The sequence below is a fragment of the Streptomyces sp. NPDC094448 genome (assembly GCF_044763775.1).
Taxonomy (GTDB): domain Bacteria; phylum Actinomycetota; class Actinomycetes; order Streptomycetales; family Streptomycetaceae; genus Streptomyces.
Genome location: NZ_JBIWGU010000011.1, coordinates 1 through 20,319, shown reverse-complemented (window position 1 = coordinate 20,319; position 20,319 = coordinate 1). Strand labels below are relative to the sequence as shown.

At 72.8% G+C, this 20,319-nt stretch carries 19 protein-coding genes; 11 read left to right on the top strand and 8 right to left on the bottom strand.

What is annotated here, in order from left to right; all coding sequences use genetic code 11:
• Nucleotides 1–14: 14 nt before the first annotated feature.
• Nucleotides 15–1,034: a hypothetical protein gene (locus ACIQ9E_RS21775; protein WP_403709440.1), complete on the top strand. Its 1,020-nt coding sequence runs from the start codon at nucleotides 15–17 to the stop codon at nucleotides 1,032–1,034.
• A 44-nt stretch (nucleotides 1,035–1,078) separates the two neighbouring features.
• The gene (locus ACIQ9E_RS21770) at nucleotides 1,079–1,423 is read left to right on the top strand and encodes a rhodanese-like domain-containing protein (RefSeq protein WP_403709438.1); all 345 of its coding nucleotides are present in this window, start codon (nucleotides 1,079–1,081) and stop codon (nucleotides 1,421–1,423) included.
• Nucleotides 1,424–1,475: 52 nt separating this feature from the next.
• Here the strand turns inward: ACIQ9E_RS21770 and ACIQ9E_RS21765 are convergent, their stop codons facing one another.
• The 6 genes from ACIQ9E_RS21765 to paaA form a co-directional block, all read right to left on the bottom strand.
• Nucleotides 1,476–2,645 (bottom strand): acyl-CoA dehydrogenase family protein, encoded by a 1,170-nt coding sequence (locus ACIQ9E_RS21765; RefSeq protein WP_403709436.1) that lies wholly within the window; start codon nucleotides 2,643–2,645, stop codon nucleotides 1,476–1,478.
• 131 nt (nucleotides 2,646–2,776) lie between these two features.
• The gene (locus tag ACIQ9E_RS21760; protein ID WP_403709434.1) at nucleotides 2,777–3,838 is read right to left on the bottom strand and encodes a 2Fe-2S iron-sulfur cluster-binding protein; all 1,062 of its coding nucleotides are present in this window, start codon (nucleotides 3,836–3,838) and stop codon (nucleotides 2,777–2,779) included.
• Nucleotides 3,839–4,432: a 1,2-phenylacetyl-CoA epoxidase subunit PaaD gene (gene paaD, locus ACIQ9E_RS21755; RefSeq protein ID WP_403709432.1), complete on the bottom strand. Its 594-nt coding sequence runs from the start codon at nucleotides 4,430–4,432 to the stop codon at nucleotides 3,839–3,841.
• Entirely contained in the window at nucleotides 4,426–5,265 is an 840-nt protein-coding gene (gene paaC, locus ACIQ9E_RS21750) for a 1,2-phenylacetyl-CoA epoxidase subunit PaaC (protein ID WP_403709430.1), read from the bottom strand. Before paaC ends, paaD begins: the two co-directional genes overlap by 7 nt.
• Nucleotides 5,262–5,552, bottom strand: coding sequence for a 1,2-phenylacetyl-CoA epoxidase subunit PaaB (gene paaB / locus ACIQ9E_RS21745; RefSeq protein WP_366261526.1), 291 nt, complete (start codon nucleotides 5,550–5,552; stop codon nucleotides 5,262–5,264). The genes paaC and paaB overlap by 4 nt, the downstream gene beginning before the upstream one ends.
• Nucleotides 5,549–6,625, bottom strand: a complete 1,077-nt coding sequence (gene paaA / locus ACIQ9E_RS21740) for a 1,2-phenylacetyl-CoA epoxidase subunit PaaA (protein ID WP_403709428.1) — start codon at nucleotides 6,623–6,625, stop codon at nucleotides 5,549–5,551. Before paaA ends, paaB begins: the two co-directional genes overlap by 4 nt.
• Before the next feature lie 113 nt (nucleotides 6,626–6,738).
• Between paaA and ACIQ9E_RS21735 the strand changes: the two genes are divergently transcribed.
• Genes ACIQ9E_RS21735 through ACIQ9E_RS21725 form a run of 3 tightly spaced genes read left to right on the top strand, consistent with a single transcriptional unit; the run spans nucleotide 6,739 to nucleotide 9,901 of the window.
• Complete coding sequence (locus tag ACIQ9E_RS21735) at nucleotides 6,739–7,872, top strand: DUF5819 family protein (protein WP_403709426.1); 1,134 nt, start codon at nucleotides 6,739–6,741, stop codon at nucleotides 7,870–7,872.
• Complete coding sequence (locus ACIQ9E_RS21730; protein ID WP_403709424.1) at nucleotides 7,869–9,158, top strand: HTTM domain-containing protein; 1,290 nt, start codon at nucleotides 7,869–7,871, stop codon at nucleotides 9,156–9,158. Before ACIQ9E_RS21735 ends, ACIQ9E_RS21730 begins: the two co-directional genes overlap by 4 nt.
• The gene (locus tag ACIQ9E_RS21725; RefSeq protein ID WP_403709422.1) at nucleotides 9,155–9,901 is read left to right on the top strand and encodes a TrmH family RNA methyltransferase; all 747 of its coding nucleotides are present in this window, start codon (nucleotides 9,155–9,157) and stop codon (nucleotides 9,899–9,901) included. The genes ACIQ9E_RS21730 and ACIQ9E_RS21725 overlap by 4 nt, the downstream gene beginning before the upstream one ends.
• 124 nt (nucleotides 9,902–10,025) lie before the next feature.
• On the opposite strand, the gene paaN is transcribed toward ACIQ9E_RS21725, so the two are convergent.
• Entirely contained in the window at nucleotides 10,026–11,699 is a 1,674-nt protein-coding gene (gene paaN, locus ACIQ9E_RS21720; protein ID WP_403709420.1) for a phenylacetic acid degradation protein PaaN, read from the bottom strand.
• Nucleotides 11,700–11,926: 227 nt separating this feature from the next.
• On the opposite strand from paaN, the gene ACIQ9E_RS21715 reads away from it, so the two are divergent.
• Nucleotides 11,927–12,553: a TetR/AcrR family transcriptional regulator gene (locus tag ACIQ9E_RS21715; protein WP_403709418.1), complete on the top strand. Its 627-nt coding sequence runs from the start codon at nucleotides 11,927–11,929 to the stop codon at nucleotides 12,551–12,553.
• 224 nt (nucleotides 12,554–12,777) lie between these two features.
• On the opposite strand, the gene ACIQ9E_RS21710 is transcribed toward ACIQ9E_RS21715, so the two are convergent.
• On the bottom strand, nucleotides 12,778–13,308 hold the full coding sequence (locus ACIQ9E_RS21710) for an Lrp/AsnC family transcriptional regulator (RefSeq protein ID WP_403709842.1): 531 nt from the start codon (nucleotides 13,306–13,308) through the stop codon (nucleotides 12,778–12,780).
• Between the two features lie 189 nt (nucleotides 13,309–13,497).
• On the opposite strand from ACIQ9E_RS21710, the gene pdhA reads away from it, so the two are divergent.
• The 5 genes from pdhA to ACIQ9E_RS21685 all read left to right on the top strand — a co-directional run bounded on the left by pdhA (nucleotide 13,498) and on the right by ACIQ9E_RS21685 (nucleotide 20,157).
• On the top strand, nucleotides 13,498–14,703 hold the full coding sequence (gene pdhA / locus ACIQ9E_RS21705; RefSeq protein ID WP_403709840.1) for a pyruvate dehydrogenase (acetyl-transferring) E1 component subunit alpha: 1,206 nt from the start codon (nucleotides 13,498–13,500) through the stop codon (nucleotides 14,701–14,703).
• The gene (locus ACIQ9E_RS21700; protein ID WP_403709416.1) at nucleotides 14,700–15,731 is read left to right on the top strand and encodes an alpha-ketoacid dehydrogenase subunit beta; all 1,032 of its coding nucleotides are present in this window, start codon (nucleotides 14,700–14,702) and stop codon (nucleotides 15,729–15,731) included. Before pdhA ends, ACIQ9E_RS21700 begins: the two co-directional genes overlap by 4 nt.
• On the top strand, nucleotides 15,731–17,218 hold the full coding sequence (locus ACIQ9E_RS21695; protein WP_403709414.1) for a dihydrolipoamide acetyltransferase family protein: 1,488 nt from the start codon (nucleotides 15,731–15,733) through the stop codon (nucleotides 17,216–17,218). Before ACIQ9E_RS21700 ends, ACIQ9E_RS21695 begins: the two co-directional genes overlap by 1 nt.
• Before the next feature lie 153 nt (nucleotides 17,219–17,371).
• Nucleotides 17,372–18,415: a DUF6457 domain-containing protein gene (locus ACIQ9E_RS21690; protein ID WP_403709412.1), complete on the top strand. Its 1,044-nt coding sequence runs from the start codon at nucleotides 17,372–17,374 to the stop codon at nucleotides 18,413–18,415.
• Nucleotides 18,415–20,157 carry a molybdopterin molybdotransferase MoeA gene (locus ACIQ9E_RS21685; RefSeq protein ID WP_403709410.1) on the top strand — a complete coding sequence of 581 codons (1,743 nt, stop codon included), beginning with the start codon at nucleotides 18,415–18,417 and terminating at the stop codon, nucleotides 20,155–20,157. The genes ACIQ9E_RS21690 and ACIQ9E_RS21685 overlap by 1 nt, the downstream gene beginning before the upstream one ends.
• Nucleotides 20,158–20,319: the final 162 nt, after the last annotated feature.

The following is a 20,319-nucleotide window of genomic DNA, read 5'->3' as shown; positions in this document are numbered from 1 at the left end:
CGTAGGCTGGGCGGGTGACCCAGGAAGCGCCCGGCGGGCCGGTGGCCCGTAACGCCGACCAGAACGCCGACGAGAACGCAGATCGGAACCCCGACCACGGCACAGCACCGAGCGGATCCGGGAGCGAACTCCCGGACCAGGGCTCCGGCGCGCCGGAGGCCGGTGCGGCCGACGGCGGACCGGACACCGGAGCGGGCTCGGTGCCCGGTGCCCGGTCGGAGTCCGGTGGCGGCGCCGAGGCCGCGGAGGCCGCTGCCCACGAGCGGCCGGAGGCGCGGCTGGAGAAGGCGGTGCGCGCAGCCGAGCAGGCGCTGATCGAGTTCGAGATCGCGGTGGAGACGTTCCGGGTCGAGGTGGAGAACTTCTCCCGGCTGCACCACCAGAAGCTCGGGCCCATGTACACGCGGCTGGACGAGCTGGAGGCGCAGATCGCGGAGGCCCGGGCGGCGCGTACGGGCGATCCGGAGGATCTGCGCAAGGCACAGGAGGCCCGCGCGGCGGTGCTGCCGATGCCGGGGGTGGAAGAGCTGTTCCACGGCTGGATGGACGACAGCGGAATGTCTCCCGAGGCCGTCGCGATGCTGACCGGACGGCCGGTGCGGGCGCCGCAGCGGGTGCGGCCGAGCGAAGAGGCCCGCCGGCTCTACCGCGAGCTGGCCCGGAAGGCGCATCCGGATCTGGCGCAGGAGGAGACGGTGCGGGCGCGGCGCGAGGAGTTCCTCACCCGGGTGAACGCCGCTTATGCGCTGGGCGACACCGAGGGGCTGCGCGCTCTGATCGCCGAGTGGGACGCCGGTCCGCTGCCCGCCGAAGCGGGTCCGGGTGCGGCCGAGGAGCTGTACGCCCGGCTGGAGTGGCTGGCCGAGCGCAAGGAACTTCTGGTGGTGATCGCCCGGGAGCTGGAGGAGGGGGCGATCGGGTCGATGCTGCGGATGGCCCCGGACGATCCCGACCGGTTGCTGGACGAGATCGCGGAACAGCTGCTGGCGCAGGTCGCAGAACGCGAGCGGGAGCTGGGCGCGCTTCTCGGCTAGGGTCGAGCGGACGGTCCGTTGCTGTACGAGAAGAGGCTTGACCCATGAACTTCGCCCCGCTGCCCACGGTGACCGTCGCCGAGGTGCCGGACGACGGGCTGATGCTGGACGTCCGCGAGGCCGACGAGTGGCAGGCAGGCCATGTCGAGAGCGCGCTGCATGTGCCGATGAGCGGTTTCGTGGCGCGTTTCGGTGAGGTGACCGAGGCGGCCGAGGACGGGCGGCGCATCTATGTGATGTGCCGGTCGGGCGGTCGGTCGGCGCAGGTCACGGCCTATCTGGTCCAGCAGGGCATCGACGCCGTGAATATCGACGGCGGCATGTTCGCCTGGGAGGCCGCGGGCCGTCCGATGGTGACGGACGACGGCAGTCCCGCGTTCGTGGCCTGACCCGCTGACCCGCCGGTAGGCGTTGGTAGGCGTCGGTCCGATGGCGCAGGCGTCAGCCGAGGGGGTGGGCGGCCAGCAGATCGCCGAGGGCTTCCTCATGGGCGGCTGCCGGGCCCAGGGAGAGTTCGAGCTGTTTGGCCCAGGCGTGGTAGCGGTGCAGGACGTAGTCGGTGTCCGCGCCGAAGCCGCCGTGCAGATGCTGGGCCGTCTGGACCACCCGGCGTACCCCCTCGGAGGCCCAGATCTTCGCCACGGCGACATCCCCGGCGATCGGCAGCGGGCCGCCGACCGCGGCGCCGTCCCGGGCGGGTGAGAGCCGCCAGGCGGCCTGCCAGAGCGTGGCCTCCATGGCCCGCAGATCGACAAAGCGGTCGGCCGCCTGCACGGCGACCGCCTGGAATGTGGCCACGGGGAAGCCGAACTGCTCGCGCTGCGCGGTGTAGGCACCGGTCATCGACAGGACCCGCTCGCCGACACCGAGCGCAAGGGCACAGACGCCGGTGGTGAGCAGCAGCCTCAGCCACTCCCAGGCCTCGCCGTCGTCGATCATCCGCCCGGCCGGTACGCGGACGGAGTCGAGGGTCACCTCGGCGTACCGCTCGCCGCTGGTGGAGAACTGGTCGGCGAGGGCGACGCCCCGCTGTCCCGGCTCGACCAGGGCGAGAACGGAGCCGCCCGCTCCGCTGTGTGCGGGGACCGCGATCAGATCGGCGGAGTGGCCCCAGGGCACGGCCGTCTGGACGCCGTCGAGGATCCACTCCGGTGCCGTGCCGTCCTCGCTGCCGGTCGTCTTCCGTGCGGTGACAGCGAGTTCGGCGGGATCATGGCCCGTACGGCCGCTTGTCGCGGCCGTGAGGACACATGCGCCCCGGCCCACCTCGGGCAGGAGCCCGGCGCGCAGTCCGGCGCTGCCGTACCGCTCCACGGCCATGGCGACCGCACCGGTCTCCAGCAGGGGAACCCGGGCGAGTACCTTCGCGGACTCGCGCAGCACCAGACAGAGTGCGACGGGGTCGGGGCCCGCGCCACCGTACTCGTCCGACAGCACCAGGCTCAGCAGATCGGCGGACGCGAGCAGGGACCACAGCGGGCGGTCGAAGGTGTCGGCCACCGCGCCCGGGGTGAGCGCCGGGCTCGGTACACCGTCCGGGACGACCTTCGAGAACACCGCCCTCGCCGCCTCGACGGCCGCCTGCTGCTCCTCGGTGAAGGTGAAGTCCACAGTCCTGCCCTCCCGCGCACCCGAGCCGGCTCCACCGGCCGTATCTGACGGACCGTCAAGATATGGCAGTGTTGAGGAAATAACCACAGGTACGGCAGCGCGGGGCGAGGTGCCGGGCCGGGCCGGGACGGTCAGCGGTCGAAGTCCAGCTCCACCTCCGGAGTCATCGGGTGGGACTGGCACGCCAGCACATAGCCCGTCTCCGTCTCCTCCGGCTCCAGGGCGAAGTTCCGGTCCATCCGGACCTCGCCGGAGACCAGGAAGGCCCGGCAGGTGCCGCAGACCCCGCCCTTGCAGGCGTAAGGGGCGTCCGCGCGGCTTCGCAGCACGGTCTCCAGGAGCGATTCCCGGTCCCGGACGGTCCAGGTGCCGGAGCGCCCGTGCAGGGTGGCCGTCAGCGCGGCCCCTTCGGGGGCCGGCAGCGGGGCGGGAGCGGGCGCCGAGCCGTCGTCGACATGGAAGATCTCCTGGTGGATCCGGGACCGGTCGACTCCGAGCCCGCGCAGGGCCTGTTCGGCCGCGGACACCAGCCCCAGGGGGCCGCACAGGAACCAGCCGTCCACCTCCGGCACCGGCAGCAGCGCGGGCAGCAGGGCCGTCAGTCTCTCCCGGTCCAGCCGCCCGGACGGCAGCCCGGCGGACTGCTCCTCCCGGGAGAGGGCCGTGACCAGCTGGAAGCGGTCCGGATAGCGGTCCTTGAGGTCCGCGACCTCGTCGAGGAACATCGTCGATGCGGCGGTCCGGTCACTGCGCACCAGACAGAAGCGGGCCTCCGGCTCCCTGGCCAGCAGGGTCGCGACCATCGAGAGCACCGGGGTGATCCCGCTGCCGCCGACGACCGCCGCGAACCGGCCGGGGCGCGGGGCCAGCCGGAACCGGCCCGTCGGGGGCATCACCTCGACCAGCTCACCGGGGGCCAGCTCCTTCAGGGCCCAGGTGGAGAATGCGCCGCCGTCGACCAGCCGGATGCCCACCCGGAGCACGGGCGCGGCGGCCCCCTCGCCGTCGTCGGCGGGGGTGCAGACCGAGTACGTCCGCCGGATCTCCTCGCCGTCGATCACCCGGCGCAGGGCGAGATGCTGACCGGGGGTGTGCCGGAAGTCTGCGGCCAGTTCGGGCAGCACCTCGAAGGTGACGGCGACCGAATCGTCCGTGAGCCGTTCGACCTCGCTGACCCGGAGCGGATGGAACATCTACAACTCCTTGAAGTGGTCGAAGGGTTCACGGCAGGAGACACAGCGGCGCAGCGCCTTGCAGGCGGTGGAGGAGAATCTGCTGAGCAGCTCGGTCTCCGTCGAACCGCAGTGCGGGCAGCGGACCGAGAGCCCCACCGGGACCGGCCCCGACGCCGTGTGGGGCCGGGGCGGGGCGATGCCCGACTCGGCTAGTTTGCGCCGTCCTTCGGCGGTGATGTCGTCCGTCGACCAGGCGGGGGAGAGCACGGTGACGACCGAGATCTCCGTCATTCCGTGGCCGCGCAGGGCACGCTCGATATCGGCGCTCATCGTCTCGACGGCGGGGCAGCCCGTATACGTCGGGGTGAGGGCCACCTCGACCCGGCCGGGGCCGAGGATCTGGATATCGCGCAGCACTCCCAGCTCGGCCAGGGTCAGCACCGGAAGCTCCGGATCGGGCACCGCCCCGGCGATCAGGCGCAGCTCCGCCTCCAGGCCCGAATCGCCGTCCGGCCCCGAACCGCCGTTCAGGCCCGAATCGCCGTTCAGGCCCGAATCGCCGTTCGGGCGGCCCGGCGCCCGCACCGGCCGGCGGACCGTGTCGCTCACCATGACGCCCCCGGGTGGCTGCGGTGGAGGTGCTGCATCTCGGCGAGCATCCGGCCGAAGGGCTCGGTATGGATGCCCTGGCGGCCCGCGCCCGCCGTCCAGCCGCCGGACCGGGGGCCTTCGGGAACGGTCAGCGTCGCCTTGGTGAGCACCGCCGTCACCGACGCCAGCCACTCGGTTTCCAGGGCCGCTCCGTCGACGGGGGCCCCGGAGCCGGACCCGTCCCGGAACCCCTCCGGCTCCGGCGGTCCGTGCCGTCCCGGACCGTCCTCCCGGGTATCCGGGCCGATCAGTCCGCCGAAGGGCCGGAACGGCTCGTCCGTGAACCGCCACAGCGCCTCGCAGGCCCGCTGCATCCGCCGCCGGCTCTCGTCCGTGCCGTCGCCGAGCCGGAGCGTCCACTGCTCGGCGTGGTCCCGGTGGTAGGCGACCTCCTTGACCGCCTTGGCCGCGAGAGCGGTGAACGGCCCGTCCACCGCCGCCAGCCGGGTGTACAGCAGATGCTGGTAGGTGGAGAAGAAGAGCTGCCGGACGATGGTGTGCGCGAAGTCGCCGTTCGGCTGCTCGGCCAGCTGGAGATTGCGGAAGGCCCGCTCCTCGCGGAGATACGCCAGCTCGTCCTCGTCGCCGACGAGGGAGAGCAGGATCCGGGCCTGGCCCAGCAGGTCGAGGGCGATATTGGCGAGGGCGACCTCCTCCTCCAGCACGGGGGCGTGACCCGCCCACTCCCCCAGCCGGTGCGACAGCACCAGCGCGTCGTCGCCGAGGGCGAGGGCCGCTTCACGCGGCACGCCGGCGCCGGGCGCCCGGCGGGCTCCTTCCACGGTGGCCGTCACAGGTGCTTCACCCCCTCGGGGATCTCGTAGAACGTCGGATGGCGGTAGGGCTTGTCGGCGGAGGGTTCGAAGAAGGGGTCCCGCTCGTCCGGCGACGAGGCGGTGACCGCGGCCGACGGTACGACCCAGATCGACACGCCCTCGCTGCGCCGGGTGTACAGATCGCGGGCATTGCGCAGGGCCATCTCCGCGTCCGGCGCGTGCAGGCTGCCGGCGTGGGTGTGGGAGAGGCCGCGCCGCGAGCGGACGAAGACCTCCCACAGGGGCCAGTCCTTCGAACTGCTCATGCCGTCGCCTCCCGGGGGCCCGTGCCGTGCTGGTCCGTGCTCGGGTCCGCCGCGGGGTGCGGCGGACCGGTGGCCGTGTGCTTCGCGGCATGGGCCGCGGCGGCGTCCCGCACCCAGGCGCCGTCCTCGTGCGCGCGGCGGCGCTGGTCCAGCCGCTGTTCGTTGCAGGGGCCGTTACCGCGGAGGACGGCCTGGAACTCCGCCCAGTCGATCGCGCCGAAGTCGTAGTGCCCGCGCTCCTCGTTCCACCGGAGATCGGAGTCGGGGAGGGTCAGGCCGAGGCTCTCGGCCTGGGGGACGCAGATATCCACGAACCGGCGGCGCAGCTCGTCGTTGGAATGGCGTTTGATCTTCCAGGCCATCGACTGCGCCGAATGCGCCGATTCGTCGTCCGGCGGGCCGAACATCATCAGCGACGGCCACCACCAGCGGTCCACCGCGTCCTGCGCCATGGCGTGCTGGGCGGGGGTGCCACGGGAGAGGCTCTGGAGCAGCTCGTACCCCTGGCGCTGGTGGAAGGACTCCTCCTTGCAGATCCGGACCATCGCGCGGGCGTACGGACCGTAGGAACAGCGGCAGAGGGGGACCTGGTTGGTGATTGCGGCACCGTCGACCAGCCAGCCGATGGCACCGACGTCCGCCCAGGTCAGCGTCGGATAGTTGAAGATCGACGAATAACGCTGACGGCCGGAGTGGAGCTTGTCGAGCAGTTCGTCCCGACCGACGCCCAGGGTCTCCGCCGCGCTGTACAGATACAGGCCGTGGCCCGCTTCGTCCTGCACCTTGGCCATGAGGATCGCCTTGCGGCGCAGTGACGGCGCACGCGTGATCCAGTTGGCCTCTGGCTGCATGCCGATGATCTCCGAGTGCGCGTGCTGCGCCATCTGCCGGATCAGGGTCGCCCGATACGCGTCGGGCATCCAGTCGCGCGGCTCGATGCGCTCGTCGGCCGCCACGGTCGCGTCGAAGACCTCCTGAGGGGAGCCGCCGGGGGCGAGCGGCCCGCGCGGACCGGAGCCGTCACCGGGCACCGACCCGTACATCTCCGGCTTATCCGCCGTCACTGACGCCATCCGAACCCCCTACCGACCGATCGTTCGGTTCATTGACTTCAATGGTGAGTCGACGGCCCTTAAGGTGTCAACCCTGTGGATAACCGAGCTGGGACCGGCGGGATCGGGGCGGGATGGACTCCTACGAGCACGAGGGCACACAGGGACCGGGGGGCCGTCGGCCGGATACACCGCCGGACGCACTGCCGGACACCGCGCCCGCACTCTCCGGCGACCGGGCCGGACGCGCCGTCGACCAGCGGGAACGGGACGGCGGCGCGTCAGGTGCCGGGTCCGGCGCCGGTGCCGCCGGTGGGGTGACGGCCTCGGCCGCGAAGGACGCCCCGGCTTCCCCCGACACGAAGGCCGACGGGCCCGGCGGTACCGAAGCACCCCCCCTCGGCGGCGGGCCCGCCGAGGGGCCCCGGGCCGCTGAGCCCGAGGGGGAGGCCGCGGCGGCGCCGGTATCCGGGATCGCCGCGCTGTCGCTCCCGTACCAGATCACCGCCGCCGTCGTCCTCGGGCTCGTCGCCCTGGTCGCCGGGGTCCATCTGCTCTTCGTCTTTCTGCACGTCGCTCCGTCCAATACCGCGAGCAAGCAGTACGACAAGGCCATCGACGCCTGGGTCTATCCCGAGTTCGAGCAGAACTGGAAGCTCTTCGCCCCCAATCCGCTCCAGCAGAACATCAGGGTCCAGGTGAAGGCGGAGCTGTCGACCGCCGACGGCGGCAAGAAGATCACGGAGTGGATCGACCTGAGCGCCGGTGACGCCGCGGAGATCCGCGGCAATCTGCTGCCCAGCCACACCTTGCAGAACCTGCTCCGCCGCTCCTGGGACTTCTACACGAGCTGGCACGACAACCAGAACCGCGCCACCGGCCCCCGGGGCGAACTGGCCCAGACCTATCTGAAGCGGATCGTGATGCTCAAACTGGACCAGCGCCATGGCCTCGGTGCCGAGGTGGAGCGCATCCAGGTCCGTGCGGAAACGGAACTGGTGAAGCCGCCTTCGTGGTCGAAGGAGAAGAACGACAGCCGCCCCGTCTACCGGGTGCTGCCGTGGTGGAACGTCACTCCCGCGGACCGCCCGCTGGGAACCGGAGTCCGCGCGGCCGGCCCGGCCGGCGGCCTTCGGAGCAGTGCGGACCTTCGGAGCGGTACGGACCTTCGGAGCGGTACGGGCTCCCCGGGCGGTACCGGCCAGGGCGGGTCCGAGGCGGTCGCAGCGGCCGTACGGAACGGCGAGCGCACGGAGGCGGCCCGATGACCGGCACGGCAGACGGCCCGGACACCGAGCGGACCCGTACCCCCGACACCCCCGCCACCAGCGCGGACGGCGGGACCACCCGGACCGCCCGGGTACTCCAGAAGATCACCTCCACTGCTCTGGGCCCCTATCAGAGCGCCGTCGTCCGGATCGGTTTCGCCGGGACCTGGCTGCTCTATCTGCTCTGGGAGATTCCCAACCGCCATGAGCTGTACGGCCCGGACGGGCCGTGGAGCTGGCAGATGGCGAACCGGTTCATCGAGGGCAACGACGCCTTCACCGTCCTGATGTGGTCGGACAGCGCACTCTGGTTCGAGATCGTCTACTTCGCGGCCGTACTGGCGAGCCTGCTCCTCTGTCTCGGCTGGCGCACCCGCACCATGTCCGCGCTGTTCATGGTCGGGGTGCTGTCGCTCCAGAACCGGTCGATCTTCGTGGGTGACGGCGGAGACAACGTCATCCATCTGATGGCGCTCTATCTGCTGGTCACCCGCTGCGGCCAGGTGTGGTCGCTGGACGCTCGCCGGGCCGCGCGGAGCGCCCCGGACGCTCCCGACCGGGTGGGCCCGGTGCTCTGGGTGATCACCGGAACCCTGCTGCTCACCGCCACCCTGGAGAACCGGACGGGGCTGTTCATCCTGCTCGTGCTCTGGGGTATGTGGGTGGGGCTGGCCCTGTGGGCGCTGGCGAACCGGCTCGGACCCCGCAGCCAGCCGCGGATCCTGCTGGACTGCTGCGCCAATCTGGGCCATAACGCCGGACTCGTGGTGATCATGGCCGAGGTCTGTCTGATCTATGCCACAGCCGGCTGGTACAAGATCCAAGGCTCCCGCTGGCAGGACGGAACCGCCCTCTACTACCCCCTCAAGCTGGACTACTTCACCCCCTGGCCCGCGCTCTCCGATCTGCTGGCCGCCAACGGGCTGATGGTGATGGTGCTCACCTACGGCACGGTCATCGTGCAGGTCGCCTTCCCCTTCACCCTCTTCAACCGCAAGGTGAAGAACGTCCTGCTGGTGGTGATGATCGCGGAGCACGCCGGGATCGCCCTCATCCTCGGCCTGCCGTTCTTCTCGCTGGCGATGATCGCCGCCGACGCCGTCTTCCTGCCGACCGCCTTCCTGCTCTGGCTGGGCGTCCGGGTGGCACGTGGCCGGGACGGTCTGCTGTCCAGGATCGGGCGCACACCGGGCGCGGGCGGCGGGGACGCGGAGCCGGGGCCCGCGCCGATGGTGCCGGAGCAGCGGACCGGCGACGCCGGACAGCCCCGTACGCTCGTGGGGTGAGCACCACCCGAGACAGCAGCCCCGAAGCCGCACCGGCCGGCCCGGTCGGCGTACCCGACCCCGTTTCCGCGGCCGGGGCGCCGGCCGGGGACGAGCCGGTGCAGCCGGTGCAGTACGACGAGGGCTACGGGCCCGAGATCGGTGTCGGACCGCATCCGCTGCCGTGGCCCGAGGACGAGAGGTACGACCCCGAGCTGCTGGCCGGGGGCGATCGCCGCAATGTCACCGACGGCTACCGCTACTGGACGCGGGAGGCCGTCGTCGCGGATCTCGACACCCGGCGCCACGACTTCCATATCGCCGTGGAGAACTGGAGCCACGACTTCAACATCGGTTCCGTCGTGCGCACCGCCAATGCCTTCCTCGCCCGGGAGGTCCATATCGTCGGCCGCCGCCGCTGGAACCGGCGGGGCGCCATGGTCACCGACCGCTACCAGCACGTCCGGCACCACCCGGACACCGAGTCCCTGACGCGCTGGGCGGCGGCCGAGGGCCTGCCGGTGATCGGGATCGACAACCTCCCCGGTGCCGTACCGCTGGAGCGGACCGTGCTGCCGCGCCGCTGCGTACTGCTCTTCGGCCAGGAGGGACCGGGGCTGACGGACGAGGCCCGGGAGCACGCCGCGATGGTCTGCTCCATTGCGCAGTTCGGTTCGACACGGTCCATCAACGCGGGGGCGGCCGCGGCGATCGCCATGCATGCCTGGGTACAGCGGTACGCGGAGATCCCCGGCCCCTCCTGAAGACAGGACGCGAGCCGGTGTCTGCCCGCCCGGTACCCGCCCGTGCCGGGCCCGTGGGCCCGGCACGGCTCACGGGCCCGGTTACGGGCCCGGGCCCGGTTTACGGCCCGGCGGATCGCGGGTGTCAGGCCTGCCTGCGGACCTCCACCACCCGGAAGCGGTTGGCGACGAACGCTCCGTCGCACAGGGCCGCGTTCGCCGCGGGATTGCCGCCGGAGCCGTGGAAGTCGGAGAACGCCGCCGTCTGGTTCACATACACCCCGCCCGTCAGATTCAGCGACAGCTGGGCCGACTCCTCCAGACAGACCTCCTCGATCGCGCGCTCGGTCTTCTCCGACACCGTGTACGCGCCGACCGTCATCGCGCCCCGGTCGCGGATCGTGCGCCGCAGCAGTTCGACCGCTGCGTCCGTCGAATCCACGGCGACGGCGAAGGAGACCGGTCCGAAGCACTCGGTGAGGAAGGCGGACTCGGACTCCGGCCCGACGGCGTCCACCTTGACGATGACCGGGGTACGGACGACGGCGTCCGGGAAGTCGGGGTTGGCGACGCTGCGCGAGGGCAGGGCCACCTCGCCCAGCTCCGCAGCGCCGTCCAGCCGCGCCTTGACGTCCGGATTGACCAGGGCGCCCAGCAGGGCGTTGGCCCTGGCGTCGTCGCCGAGGAGGCCGCCGACGGAGGCCGCGAGGTCGTTCACCACCTCGTCGTACGTCTTGTGGCCCGCGTCCGTGGGGATGCCGTCGCGGGGGATCAGCAGATTCTGCGGGGTGGTGCACATCTGGCCGCTGTAGAGGGAGAGGGAGAACGCCAGATTGGACAGCATGCCGCGGTAGTCGTCGGTGGAGTCGACGAGAACGGTGTTCACCCCCGCCTTCTCCGTGTACACCTGGGCCTGGCGGGCGTGGGCCTCCAGCCAGTCGCCGAAGGAGCTGGACCCCGTGTAGTCGATGATCTTGATTTCGGGGCGCAGGGCGAGGGTCTTGGCGATGCCCTCGCCGGGGTGCTCGGCGGCCAGGGCGACCAGATTGGGGTCGAAGCCGGATTCGGCGAGGACCTCCCGGGCCGTCCGGACGGTGAGCGCCAGCGGAAGGACCGCCCGCGGATGCGGTTTGACCAGCACCGGATTGCCGGTGGCCAGGGAGGCGAAGAGCCCCGGATAGCCGTTCCACGTGGGGAAGGTGTTGCAGCCGATGACCAGGGCGATGCCACGGCCCGCCGTGGTGAACGACTTGTGCAGCTTCAGGGGGTCGCGCTTGCCCTGCGGCTTGGACCAGTCGGCGGTCTCCGGGGTGCGGGTCTGCTCCAGATAGGCATAGGCCACGGCCTCCAGGCCGCGGTCCTGCGCATGCGGTCCGCCCGCCTGGAAGGCCATCATGAAGGCCTGGCCGCTGGTGTGCATCACGGCATGGGCGAACTCGTGCGTCCGGGCGCTGATCCGGGCCAGGATCTCCAGACAGACCAGGGCGCGCCGCTCCGGCCCGGCCTCGCGCCAGCCGGGCACGGCCCGGCGCATCGCGGGGAGCAGCACATCCGGGTCGACGTGCGGATACTCGATGCCCAGCTCCGGCCCGTACGGCGAGACCTCGGCACCGGCCCAGCCGTCGGTGCCGGGCTGGTCCAGATCGAAGCGGGTGCCCTTGAGCGCTTCGAAGGCCGCGAGGCCCTCGGCGGGCGCACTCTCGCCGTATGCCTTGGGATGCTCGGGGTGGGGGGACCAGTAGGCCCGGGTGCGAATCGCTTCGAGGGCCTGGTCGAGCGTCGCACGGTGGTCGGTCAGCCGGATATCGGTCAGCGTCATGACGGACCAACTCCTCGTCGAGCTGGGCGGGGATGAGTGGACAGGGTTAGAGTAACCGAACGATCGGTCGGTACAAGGGGGCCTGTCGAACCTGTGGAAAACCCATCGGGGAGGATCACCTCCATGACCGCCGTCGAGCACGGGACCGCCGGTGCGCACGGCACCGTCGGCGGCCGGGGCATACCCCGGGCGGCCCCGGCCGCCGGACCAGGCGAGGGAGCGGACGGATGACCACCGCGAAGCGGGACACCTACACCCCGGAGACGCTGCTGACCGTCGCGGTCCGCATCTTCAACGAGCGCGGCTACGACGGCACGTCCATGGAGCACCTCTCCCAGGCGGCGGGCATCTCCAAATCGTCCATCTACCACCATGTGGCGGGCAAGGAGGAGCTGCTGCGGCGGGCGGTGAGCCGGGCGCTCGACGGCCTGTTCGGGATCCTCGACGAGAGCGGGGCGCAGCACGGCCGGGCCGTGGAGCGGGTCGAGTACGTGGTGCGGCGCACGGTTCAGGTGCTGGTGGCCGATCTGCCCTATGTGACGCTGCTGCTGCGGGTGCGGGGCAACACCAAGACGGAGCGGTGGGCCATGGAGCGCCGCCGGGAGTTCGACCACCGGGTGGTGGAGCTGCTGCGGGCGGCGGCGGCCGAAGGCGATCTCCGCGCCGACGTGGACACCCGGCTCGCCACCCGGCTGCTCTTCGGCATGGTGAATTCGCTGGTGGAGTGGTACCGCCCGCATCCGGGCGGCGGCTGGGAGGGCGACCAGGTGGCCGAGACGGTGGTACGGATCGCCTTCGACGGACTGCGGACCACGCCGGACGGGCCGGGAGCGGCGGGCCGGCCCGCTTCCTGACGGTCTCCGGCCCGAGCCCGATCCGGGGGCCTCCGGCTCGGCCCGGCGGCTTTCAGCGGTCTTCGGCGGTCCGGCCAGGCGGCTTGCCGCCCGGTTGAAGGCGGGCTCCGCGGGCCCGGGGGCCTGTGTGCTCCGTGGGTTCTGATGTCTTGTTGCTCTGTGTGCTCTGTGTGCCCTGTGGGCCGAGCGGGCTCCGTGGCCGTGGGTTCCCCGGGCGCCCGGCCTCAGACGAAGGCGTCGTCGTCCGGTGGCACGGCCGGTGCCGGGAGTCCGGTGCCTTGGTCGAGGTCGGTCTCCTCGAAGACCAGCAGGGTGCGGGTGGAGAGCACCTCCGGCATGGACTGGAGCCGGGTCAGCACCAGCTCCCGCAGGGTCCGGTTGTCCCGGGTGTGCACCAGGAGCAGTACATCGAAATCGCCGCTGACCAGCGCGATATGCGTGGCTCCCGGAAGCTTTTCAAGCTGCTCGCGCACCGTCCGCCACGAGTTCTGGACGATTTTGAGGGTGATGTAGGCGGAGGCGCCCTGCCCGGCCCGCTCGTGGTCGATACGGGCGCTGAAGCCGCGGATCACGCCGTCGTCGAGAAGACGGTTGATCCGGGCGTACGCATTGGCCCGGGAGACATGGACCCGCTCGGCCACGGAGCGTATCGACGCCCGGCCGTCGGTCCGCAGGATGCGCAGGATGTCCCGGTCGACGGCGTCGAGCGGGCGGGGAGCGGGCGGCTGCCCGGCTCCGGCCCCGCCGACGGCCATTTGTTCAGCTTCCATGTCCCCCCGCTTTCCCGCTCTGGACGGCCTGTGCCCATCACAGGCTGTGGAGAACCGTTTGTCCACAGGCTGAGGCCGCCTGTAGCCAAATTGCGCTGACGACCGAACAATCGGTAGGTGAGGCGGACCACAGTCGGCCGTCTCCTTCGTCGCCCCCACGAGGAGGTGCTCGCGTTGCGTAAGAGCAGCAGCACGACCGTGCAGGAGCTGCCCGGGTCCGCCGCCTACCGGCCCACCCCGCCCCCGGCCTGGCGGCCCCGCACCGACCCCGCGCCCCTGCTCCCCGACCCCGAGCCGTTCCGTGTGCTGGGCACGGACGCCGCGGCCGCGGCGGACCCCGAGCTTCTGCTGAGGCTCTACGCCCAGCTCGTCCGCGGCCGCCGGTACAACGTCCAGGCGACGGCCCTCACCAAGCAGGGCAGGCTCGCGGTCTACCCCTCCAGCACGGGTCAGGAGGCGTGCGAAGTGGCGGCCGCGCTGGTGCTGCGGGAGCAGGACTGGCTGTTTCCGAGCTACCGGGACACGCTGGCGGCCGTCGCCCGCGGACTGGACCCGGTGCAGGCGCTCACCCTGCTGCGCGGCGACTGGCACACCGGGTACGACCCTTATGAGCACCGTATCGCCCCGCTCTGCACCCCCCTCGCGACCCAGCTGCCGCATGCCGTGGGCCTCGCGCACGCGGCCCGGCTCAAGGGCGACGACGTGGTCGCGCTCGCCCTGGTCGGCGACGGCGGCACCAGCGAGGGCGACTTCCACGAGGCGCTGAACTTCGCGGCGGTATGGCGGGCCCCGGTCGTCTTCCTGGTCCAGAACAACGGCTTTGCGATCTCCGTACCGCTGGCCAAGCAGACCGCTGCGCCGTCTCTGGCCCACAAAGCCGTCGGATACGGCATGCCGGGCCGCCTCGTCGACGGGAACGACGCGCCCGCGGTCCACCAGGTCCTCTCCGAGGCGATGGAGCGGGCCCGCTCCGGTGGCGGTCCGACGCTGGTGGAGGCGGTCACCTACCGTATGGACGCGCATACGAACGCCGACGACGCCACGCGCTACCGCGGCGACGCGGAGGTCGAGGCCTGGCGGGAGCACGATCCGATCCTGCTGCTGGAGCGGGAGCTGACCGCCCGCGGGCTGCTGGACGACGGACACCGGCGGACCGTCGCGGACGGGGCCGAGGCGATGGCCGCGCGGCTGCGGGAGCGGATGAACGCCGATCCGGTGCTCGACCCGATGGACCTGTTCGCCGAGGTGTACGCGGAGCGCACCGGCCGGCTCGCGGAGCAGGCGGACCTGCTCCGCGCCGAGCTGGAGGCCTCCGAAGAGACCGGCGACACCGGTGAGGGCCCCCGCAGCCCCCGCGGCGACGAAGGAGACGCGCGATGACCACGGCGACCACCACGGCCCCCGGGACGGCGGCCCCGGCCCGGCCCGCGACCATGGCGCAGGCCCTGCGGCGTGCCCTGCGGGACGCGATGGCCGAGGACCCGGCGGTCCATGTCCTCGGCGAGGACGTCGGCACCCTCGGCGGAGTCTTCCGGATCACGGACGGGCTCGCCGCCGAGTTCGGCGACGACCGCTGTACGGACACCCCGCTCGCCGAGGCGGGGATCCTGGGCGCGGCCGTGGGCATGGCGATGTACGGGCTGCGGCCGGTGGTGGAGATGCAGTTCGACGCCTTCGCCTATCCCGCGTTCGAGCAGCTCTTCAGCCATGTCGCCCGGATGCGGAACCGCACCCGGGGCGCGATGCCGCTGCCGATCACCGTCCGGGTGCCGTACGGGGGCGGAATCGGCGGTGTCGAGCACCACAGCGACTCCTCCGAGGCGTACTACATGGCGACACCGGGGCTGCAGGTCGTCACCCCGGCGACCGTCGGCGACGCCTACGGCCTGCTCAGGGCGGCCATTGCCAGTGACGATCCGGTGGTCTTCCTCGAACCCAAGCGGCTGTACTGGTCCAAGGCCGACTGGTCGCCGGACGCCCCGGCCGCGGTGGAGCCCCTGGGCCGGGCCGCCGTCCGGCGCCGGGGCAGCAGTGCCACGCTGATCACCTACGGTCCGTCCGTGCCGGTCTGTCTGGAGGCGGCGGAAGCGGCGACGGCGGAGGGCTGGGACCTGGAGGTCGTCGATCTGCGCTCCCTGGTGCCGTTCGACGACGAGACCGTGTGCGCGTCGGTGCGGCGCACCGGGCGGGCCGTCGTCGTCCACGAGGCCACCGGTTTCGGCGGACCCGGCGGGGAGATCGCGGCCCGGGTCACGGAGCGTTGCTTCCACCATCTGGAGGCGCCGGTGCTGAGGGTCGCCGGTTTCGATATCCCTTATCCGCCGCCGATGCTGGAGCGGCACCATCTGCCCGGGGTCGACCGGGTTCTCGACGCGGTGGCGCGGTTGCAGTGGGAGGCGGCGAGCTGATGGCCCAGGTGCTGGAGTTCAGGCTTCCCGACCTCGGTGAGGGGCTGACCGAGGCGGAGATCGTGCGCTGGCTGGTAGCCGTGGGCGATGTGGTCGCCGTCGACCAGCCCGTGGTGGAGGTCGAGACGGCCAAGGCCATGGTGGAGGTGCCCTGCCCGTACGGGGGTGTGGTGACCGCGCGCTTCGGCGAAGAGGGCACCGAACTGCCGGTGGGCGCACCTCTGCTGACGGTCGCGGTGGGTGCGGTGGGCGGCGGTCCGGGCGCCGGGCCGGTGCCGGATGCGGAAGCCCCGGAGCCGGGCGGCGGTCACCGTGCCGCGGGTTCGCGTACCTCCGGTGAAGCGCCGTCGGGCGGCGTCGGCGGCAGCGCGGGTGCGGCCGGCGCGGCCTCGGGTGAGACGTCCGGCAATGTGCTCGTCGGGTACGGGACGGGGGCGCCGGCCGCCCGCCGCCGCCGGGTCGGGCCCCGATCCGTACGGCCCGCGCCCGGGACTCCCGTTCTGCGCGAGCCCGGTGTCGTCACCCCCGGACCCGCGGCGGCAGTGCGGGAGCCCGCTCCCGAGGGGCCCGTGCCGGTGATCTCGCCCCTGGTGCGGAGACTGGCCCGGCAGAGCGGTGTGGACCTGCGGCAGTTGACCGGGTCGGGACCGGAAGGGCTGATCCTGCGGGCCGATGTGGAGCGGGCTGCTCAGGTGGCCGCCCCGGCTGCTCCGACGGTGCCCGGTACGGCTTCCGCACCGGCCGCTGCTCCCGCGGCGGCCGCGGAACCGGCGGGGCGGACAGGACCGGTGGCGGGGCAGGAGATCCGGATCCCGCTGCGCGGAGTGCGCGGCGCGGTGGCCGACAAGCTCTCCCGCAGCCGCTCCGAGATCCCCGACGCCACCTGCTGGGTGGATGCCGACGCGACCGAGCTGATGGCCGCGCGGACCGCGATGAACGCCGCGGGGGCACCGAAGATCTCCCTGCTCGCGCTGCTCGCCCGGATCTGTACGGCCGCGCTCGCCCGCCATCCGGAGCTGAACTCCCGGGTCGATACGGCCCGCCGGGAGGTCGTACTGCTGCCCGAGGTGCACCTCGGGTTCGCCGCCCAGACCGAACGGGGTCTGGTGGTGCCGGTGGTACGGGCCGCGCACCGCCGGACGGCGGAGTCGCTCACCGAGGAGTTCGCCCGGCTGACGGAGGCCGCCCGACGGTCCGCGCTGACCCCCGCGGAGCTGACCGGCGGGACGTTCACCCTGAACAACTACGGGGTGTTCGGTGTGGACGGTTCGACCCCGATCGTCAATCACCCGGAAGCGGCGATGCTCGGTGTCGGCCGGATCGTGCCCAAACCGTGGGTGCACCGGGGTGAGCTGGCCGTCCGTCAGGTCGTGCAGCTCTCCCTCACCTTCGATCACCGGGTCTGCGACGGCGGCACGGCGGGGGGATTCCTGCGGTACGTCGCGGACTGTGTGGAGCAGCCCGCGCTGCTGCTGCGCACCCTCTGACGGCGACGGCGACGGCGACGGCGACGGCGATGGCGGCGGCGGCGCCGACGGCGGGGGCGGGGGCTGACCGGCCGCTCCGGTGGGCACTGCCACCGGGGCGGACACGGGGTGACGGATGGTCCCCTGCGACGGGTGCGGATCATACTGCTGGGTATGACTGCGACCTCGGGCGAGTCCGTCCCGGCCGGGCCCGTTCCGTCCGAGCCCGTCCCGGCGGGGCCGGTTCCGACCGGATCCGTTCCACCCGGATCCGTTCCGCCGGGGACCGTCCCGTACGACGCCGTTGTGCTCGCCGGAGGGGCGGCGAAGCGGCTCGGTGGTGCGGACAAGCCGGGCATCGGGGTGGGTGGCCGGGCGCTGCTCGACCGGGTGCTGTCCGCCTGCCGGGAAGCGGGCCGGACGGTGGTCGTCGGCGGGCGCAGGCCCACCGCGCGGCCCGTCGTCTGGGCCCGTGAGGATCCTCCCGGCGGTGGCCCGCTCGCGGCTCTCGACGCCGGGGTCCGGCGGCTCGACACCCCACCGGACGGTGTCGTGGTGGTGCTCTCGGCGGATCTGCCGTTCCTGGACCGGGCGACCGTACGGCGGCTGGTGTCCCCCCTCGGCGCCGCGGTCGAAAGCGGTGGACGGGAGGGCGTCGTCCTCACCGATACCGAGGGGCGGGACCAGTTCCTGGTGGCGGCATATCGTGCGGAGCCGCTCCGCCGTGAACTCGCCCTGCTGGCGACCGAGTACGGTTCGCCGGCCGGGCTGCCGCTGAAACTGCTGGTCCAGGAGTTGGATCCGATCCGGATGGCGGCTGGGCCGTTCGCCGCTTTCGACTGCGACACCTGGGAGGACATCGCCGCCGCCAGGGCCCGGATCAGGGAGCATGGGGCCGTGCTGGAGGAATGGATTACCGCCGTCAAGGACGATCTCGGTATCGAGCTGGACGTGGACACCGGTCTGCTGCTCGACCTGGCCCGGGACGCTGCCCACGGGGTGGCCAGGCCCGCCGCTCCGCTGACCACTTTCCTCGTGGGCTATGCGGCGGCCTCCGCGGGCGCAGGCGGGCCCGAGGCGGTCGCCGCGGCCGTCCGGAAGGCCACCGCGCTCGCCCGGCGCTGGGCGGAGGAGTCACCCGGCCCCGACGGCCCTGCCGGCCCCGGCGGCGCGGGCGGTTCCGGTGGCGCGGGCGGTTCCGGCGAGGGCGGTGCGTGATGGGCGCAGAACGCAGCCCCGGACGCAGCCCCGGCCCGGACCAGGTTCAGGACCAGGACCAGGACCAGAAGCAGGTACAAGTACAGGAACAGGAACAGGACGACCGGGACTGGTGCGCCGACTGGGACCAGGTTTTCGGCCGGGGTCCGGACGGCCCCGGCCGTATTCCGCCCCCCGGGCCTTCCGGACCACCCGCCGGATCACCTTCCGGGCCGGACGGCTCCGGCGGCGCCCCGGCCCCCGTGCCGGGGCACACCCCGGGCCGGGACCAGGACTCCGGCCCGGACACCGGCCCGGCGGACTCGCCCCTGCCGGACCCGGACGTGCCGTTCGTCGACTTCGCCGAGGGCCTGGACGACGATCCCGTCCGGCCCCCGGTCCGTCAACGGACCACCAAGGGCACCGGGGCGGGCGGGCGCGACGCTGTCGAAGACGCTCTCGCGCTCGTCGCACGGCGTCCCCCCGTGCCGGACGGCTCACCGTCCGCGGCACCGCCGCCGTCCCGGCCCGGCAGCACGTCCTCCTCCCGGCACCGGGCCGTCCCATGGCCCGAGGCCCGGAGACTGGCCGCCCGGACCGGCCGGGAGACCGCCCGCCGTACCGGCACCGAAGGCGACCGGGTCCACCGCGCCCCGCTGGAGCACTCCTTGGGGCTGGTGCTCGCGGAGGAACTGCCCGCCCTCTGCGATCTCCCCTCCTTCGACACCGCCGCCATGGACGGCTGGGCGGTCGCCGGGCCCGGCCCCTGGACCGTCGACGGGGACGCCCCGGTGCTCGCCGGAAGCGCCGACCCGCCCACGCTGCCCGACGGCACCGCCGTACGGATCGCCACCGGGGCCCGGATTCCATCGGAGACCACCGCGGTCATCCGCAGCGAGCACGCGCAACTCGACCTCACACGGCAGCTGCTCTCCGCCGACCGTCCGGTCGTCCCCGGCCAGGACATCCGGCCCCGGGCCCAGGAGTGCCGCTCCGGCGAGCTGCTGCTGCCCGCCGGGGCGCTGGTGACCCCCGCGGTCCTCGGACTCGCCGCCGCGGCCGGGTACGACGCCCTGGCCGTCGTGGCCCGTCCCACGGTGGAGGTCCTCGTCCTCGGGGACGAGCTCCTCGACAAGGGGCTCCCCCGGGAAGGGCTGATCCGGGACGCTCTCGGCCCCATGACCGGCCCCTGGCTGCGGGCGCTCGGCGCCGAGGTCGTCGCCACCCGCCGGATCGGCGACGACGAGTCGGCGCTGCACCGTGCGGTGACCTCGTCCACCGCCGATCTGCTCGTCACCACGGGCGGTACGGCCGCCGGGCCCGTCGACCACGTCCACCCGGTCCTGCGGAAGGCAGGCGCCGAACTGCTCGTCGACGGAGTCGCCGTCCGCCCCGGGCACCCCATGGTGCTGGCCGGGCTGCCGGACGGGCAGGGCCCCCGCTGGGTCGTCGGACTGCCGGGCAACCCGCTTGCGGCCGTCTCCGCGCTGCTCACCCTGGCCGCACCGCTGCTGCGGGGGCTGGCCGGACTGCCGGAACCCGCCCCGTACACCGCGCCCGTACGGGACGAGGTGGCCGGCCATCCCCGGGACACCCGCCTCGTCCCCGTGGTCGACCACGGGGAGGTACTGGTGCCGCTGCGCTACGGCGGCCCCGCCATGCTGCGCGGTATCGCCGCGGCCGACGGTCTGGCCGTCGTTCCCCCGGGCGGGGCCCGTCCCGGGGACGAACTGGAGGTACTGGACCTGCCGCTGGGGCGCTGACGAGAAAGGCCGGGGGCCGTGGGGGGGGGGGGGGGGGGGGGGCCCCCCCCCCCCCCCCCCCCCCCCCCCCCGCCGCTACCGGCGCACCGCCGTGAAGCCGCCCTCAGGCGACCGCGCAGGGGCACTCCCGGAATTCGAGGCCCAACTCCCGGTCGACCGGCA

Excerpts from the sequence above, each read along its gene's own strand:
- ACIQ9E_RS21715 (WP_403709418.1), top strand. The coding sequence starts at position 11,927 with ATGACCACCGCGAAGCGGGACACCTACACCCCGGAGACGCTGCTGACC.
- ACIQ9E_RS21730 (WP_403709424.1), top strand. The coding sequence starts at position 7,869 with ATGACCGGCACGGCAGACGGCCCGGACACCGAGCGGACCCGTACCCCC.
- ACIQ9E_RS21770 (WP_403709438.1), top strand. The coding sequence starts at position 1,079 with ATGAACTTCGCCCCGCTGCCCACGGTGACCGTCGCCGAGGTGCCGGAC.
- ACIQ9E_RS21710 (WP_403709842.1), bottom strand. The coding sequence starts at position 13,308 with ATGGCCGTCGGCGGGGCCGGAGCCGGGCAGCCGCCCGCTCCCCGCCCG.
- paaB (WP_366261526.1), bottom strand. The coding sequence starts at position 5,552 with ATGAGCAGTTCGAAGGACTGGCCCCTGTGGGAGGTCTTCGTCCGCTCG.
- ACIQ9E_RS21685 (WP_403709410.1), top strand. The coding sequence starts at position 18,415 with ATGGGCGCAGAACGCAGCCCCGGACGCAGCCCCGGCCCGGACCAGGTT.
- ACIQ9E_RS21700 (WP_403709416.1), top strand. The coding sequence starts at position 14,700 with ATGACCACGGCGACCACCACGGCCCCCGGGACGGCGGCCCCGGCCCGG.
- ACIQ9E_RS21735 (WP_403709426.1), top strand. The coding sequence starts at position 6,739 with ATGGACTCCTACGAGCACGAGGGCACACAGGGACCGGGGGGCCGTCGG.
- ACIQ9E_RS21690 (WP_403709412.1), top strand. The coding sequence starts at position 17,372 with ATGACTGCGACCTCGGGCGAGTCCGTCCCGGCCGGGCCCGTTCCGTCC.
- ACIQ9E_RS21760 (WP_403709434.1), bottom strand. The coding sequence starts at position 3,838 with ATGTTCCATCCGCTCCGGGTCAGCGAGGTCGAACGGCTCACGGACGAT.
- ACIQ9E_RS21695 (WP_403709414.1), top strand. The coding sequence starts at position 15,731 with ATGGCCCAGGTGCTGGAGTTCAGGCTTCCCGACCTCGGTGAGGGGCTG.
- paaA (WP_403709428.1), bottom strand. The coding sequence starts at position 6,625 with ATGGCGTCAGTGACGGCGGATAAGCCGGAGATGTACGGGTCGGTGCCC.
- paaN (WP_403709420.1), bottom strand. The coding sequence starts at position 11,699 with ATGACGCTGACCGATATCCGGCTGACCGACCACCGTGCGACGCTCGAC.
- paaD (WP_403709432.1), bottom strand. The coding sequence starts at position 4,432 with ATGGTGAGCGACACGGTCCGCCGGCCGGTGCGGGCGCCGGGCCGCCCG.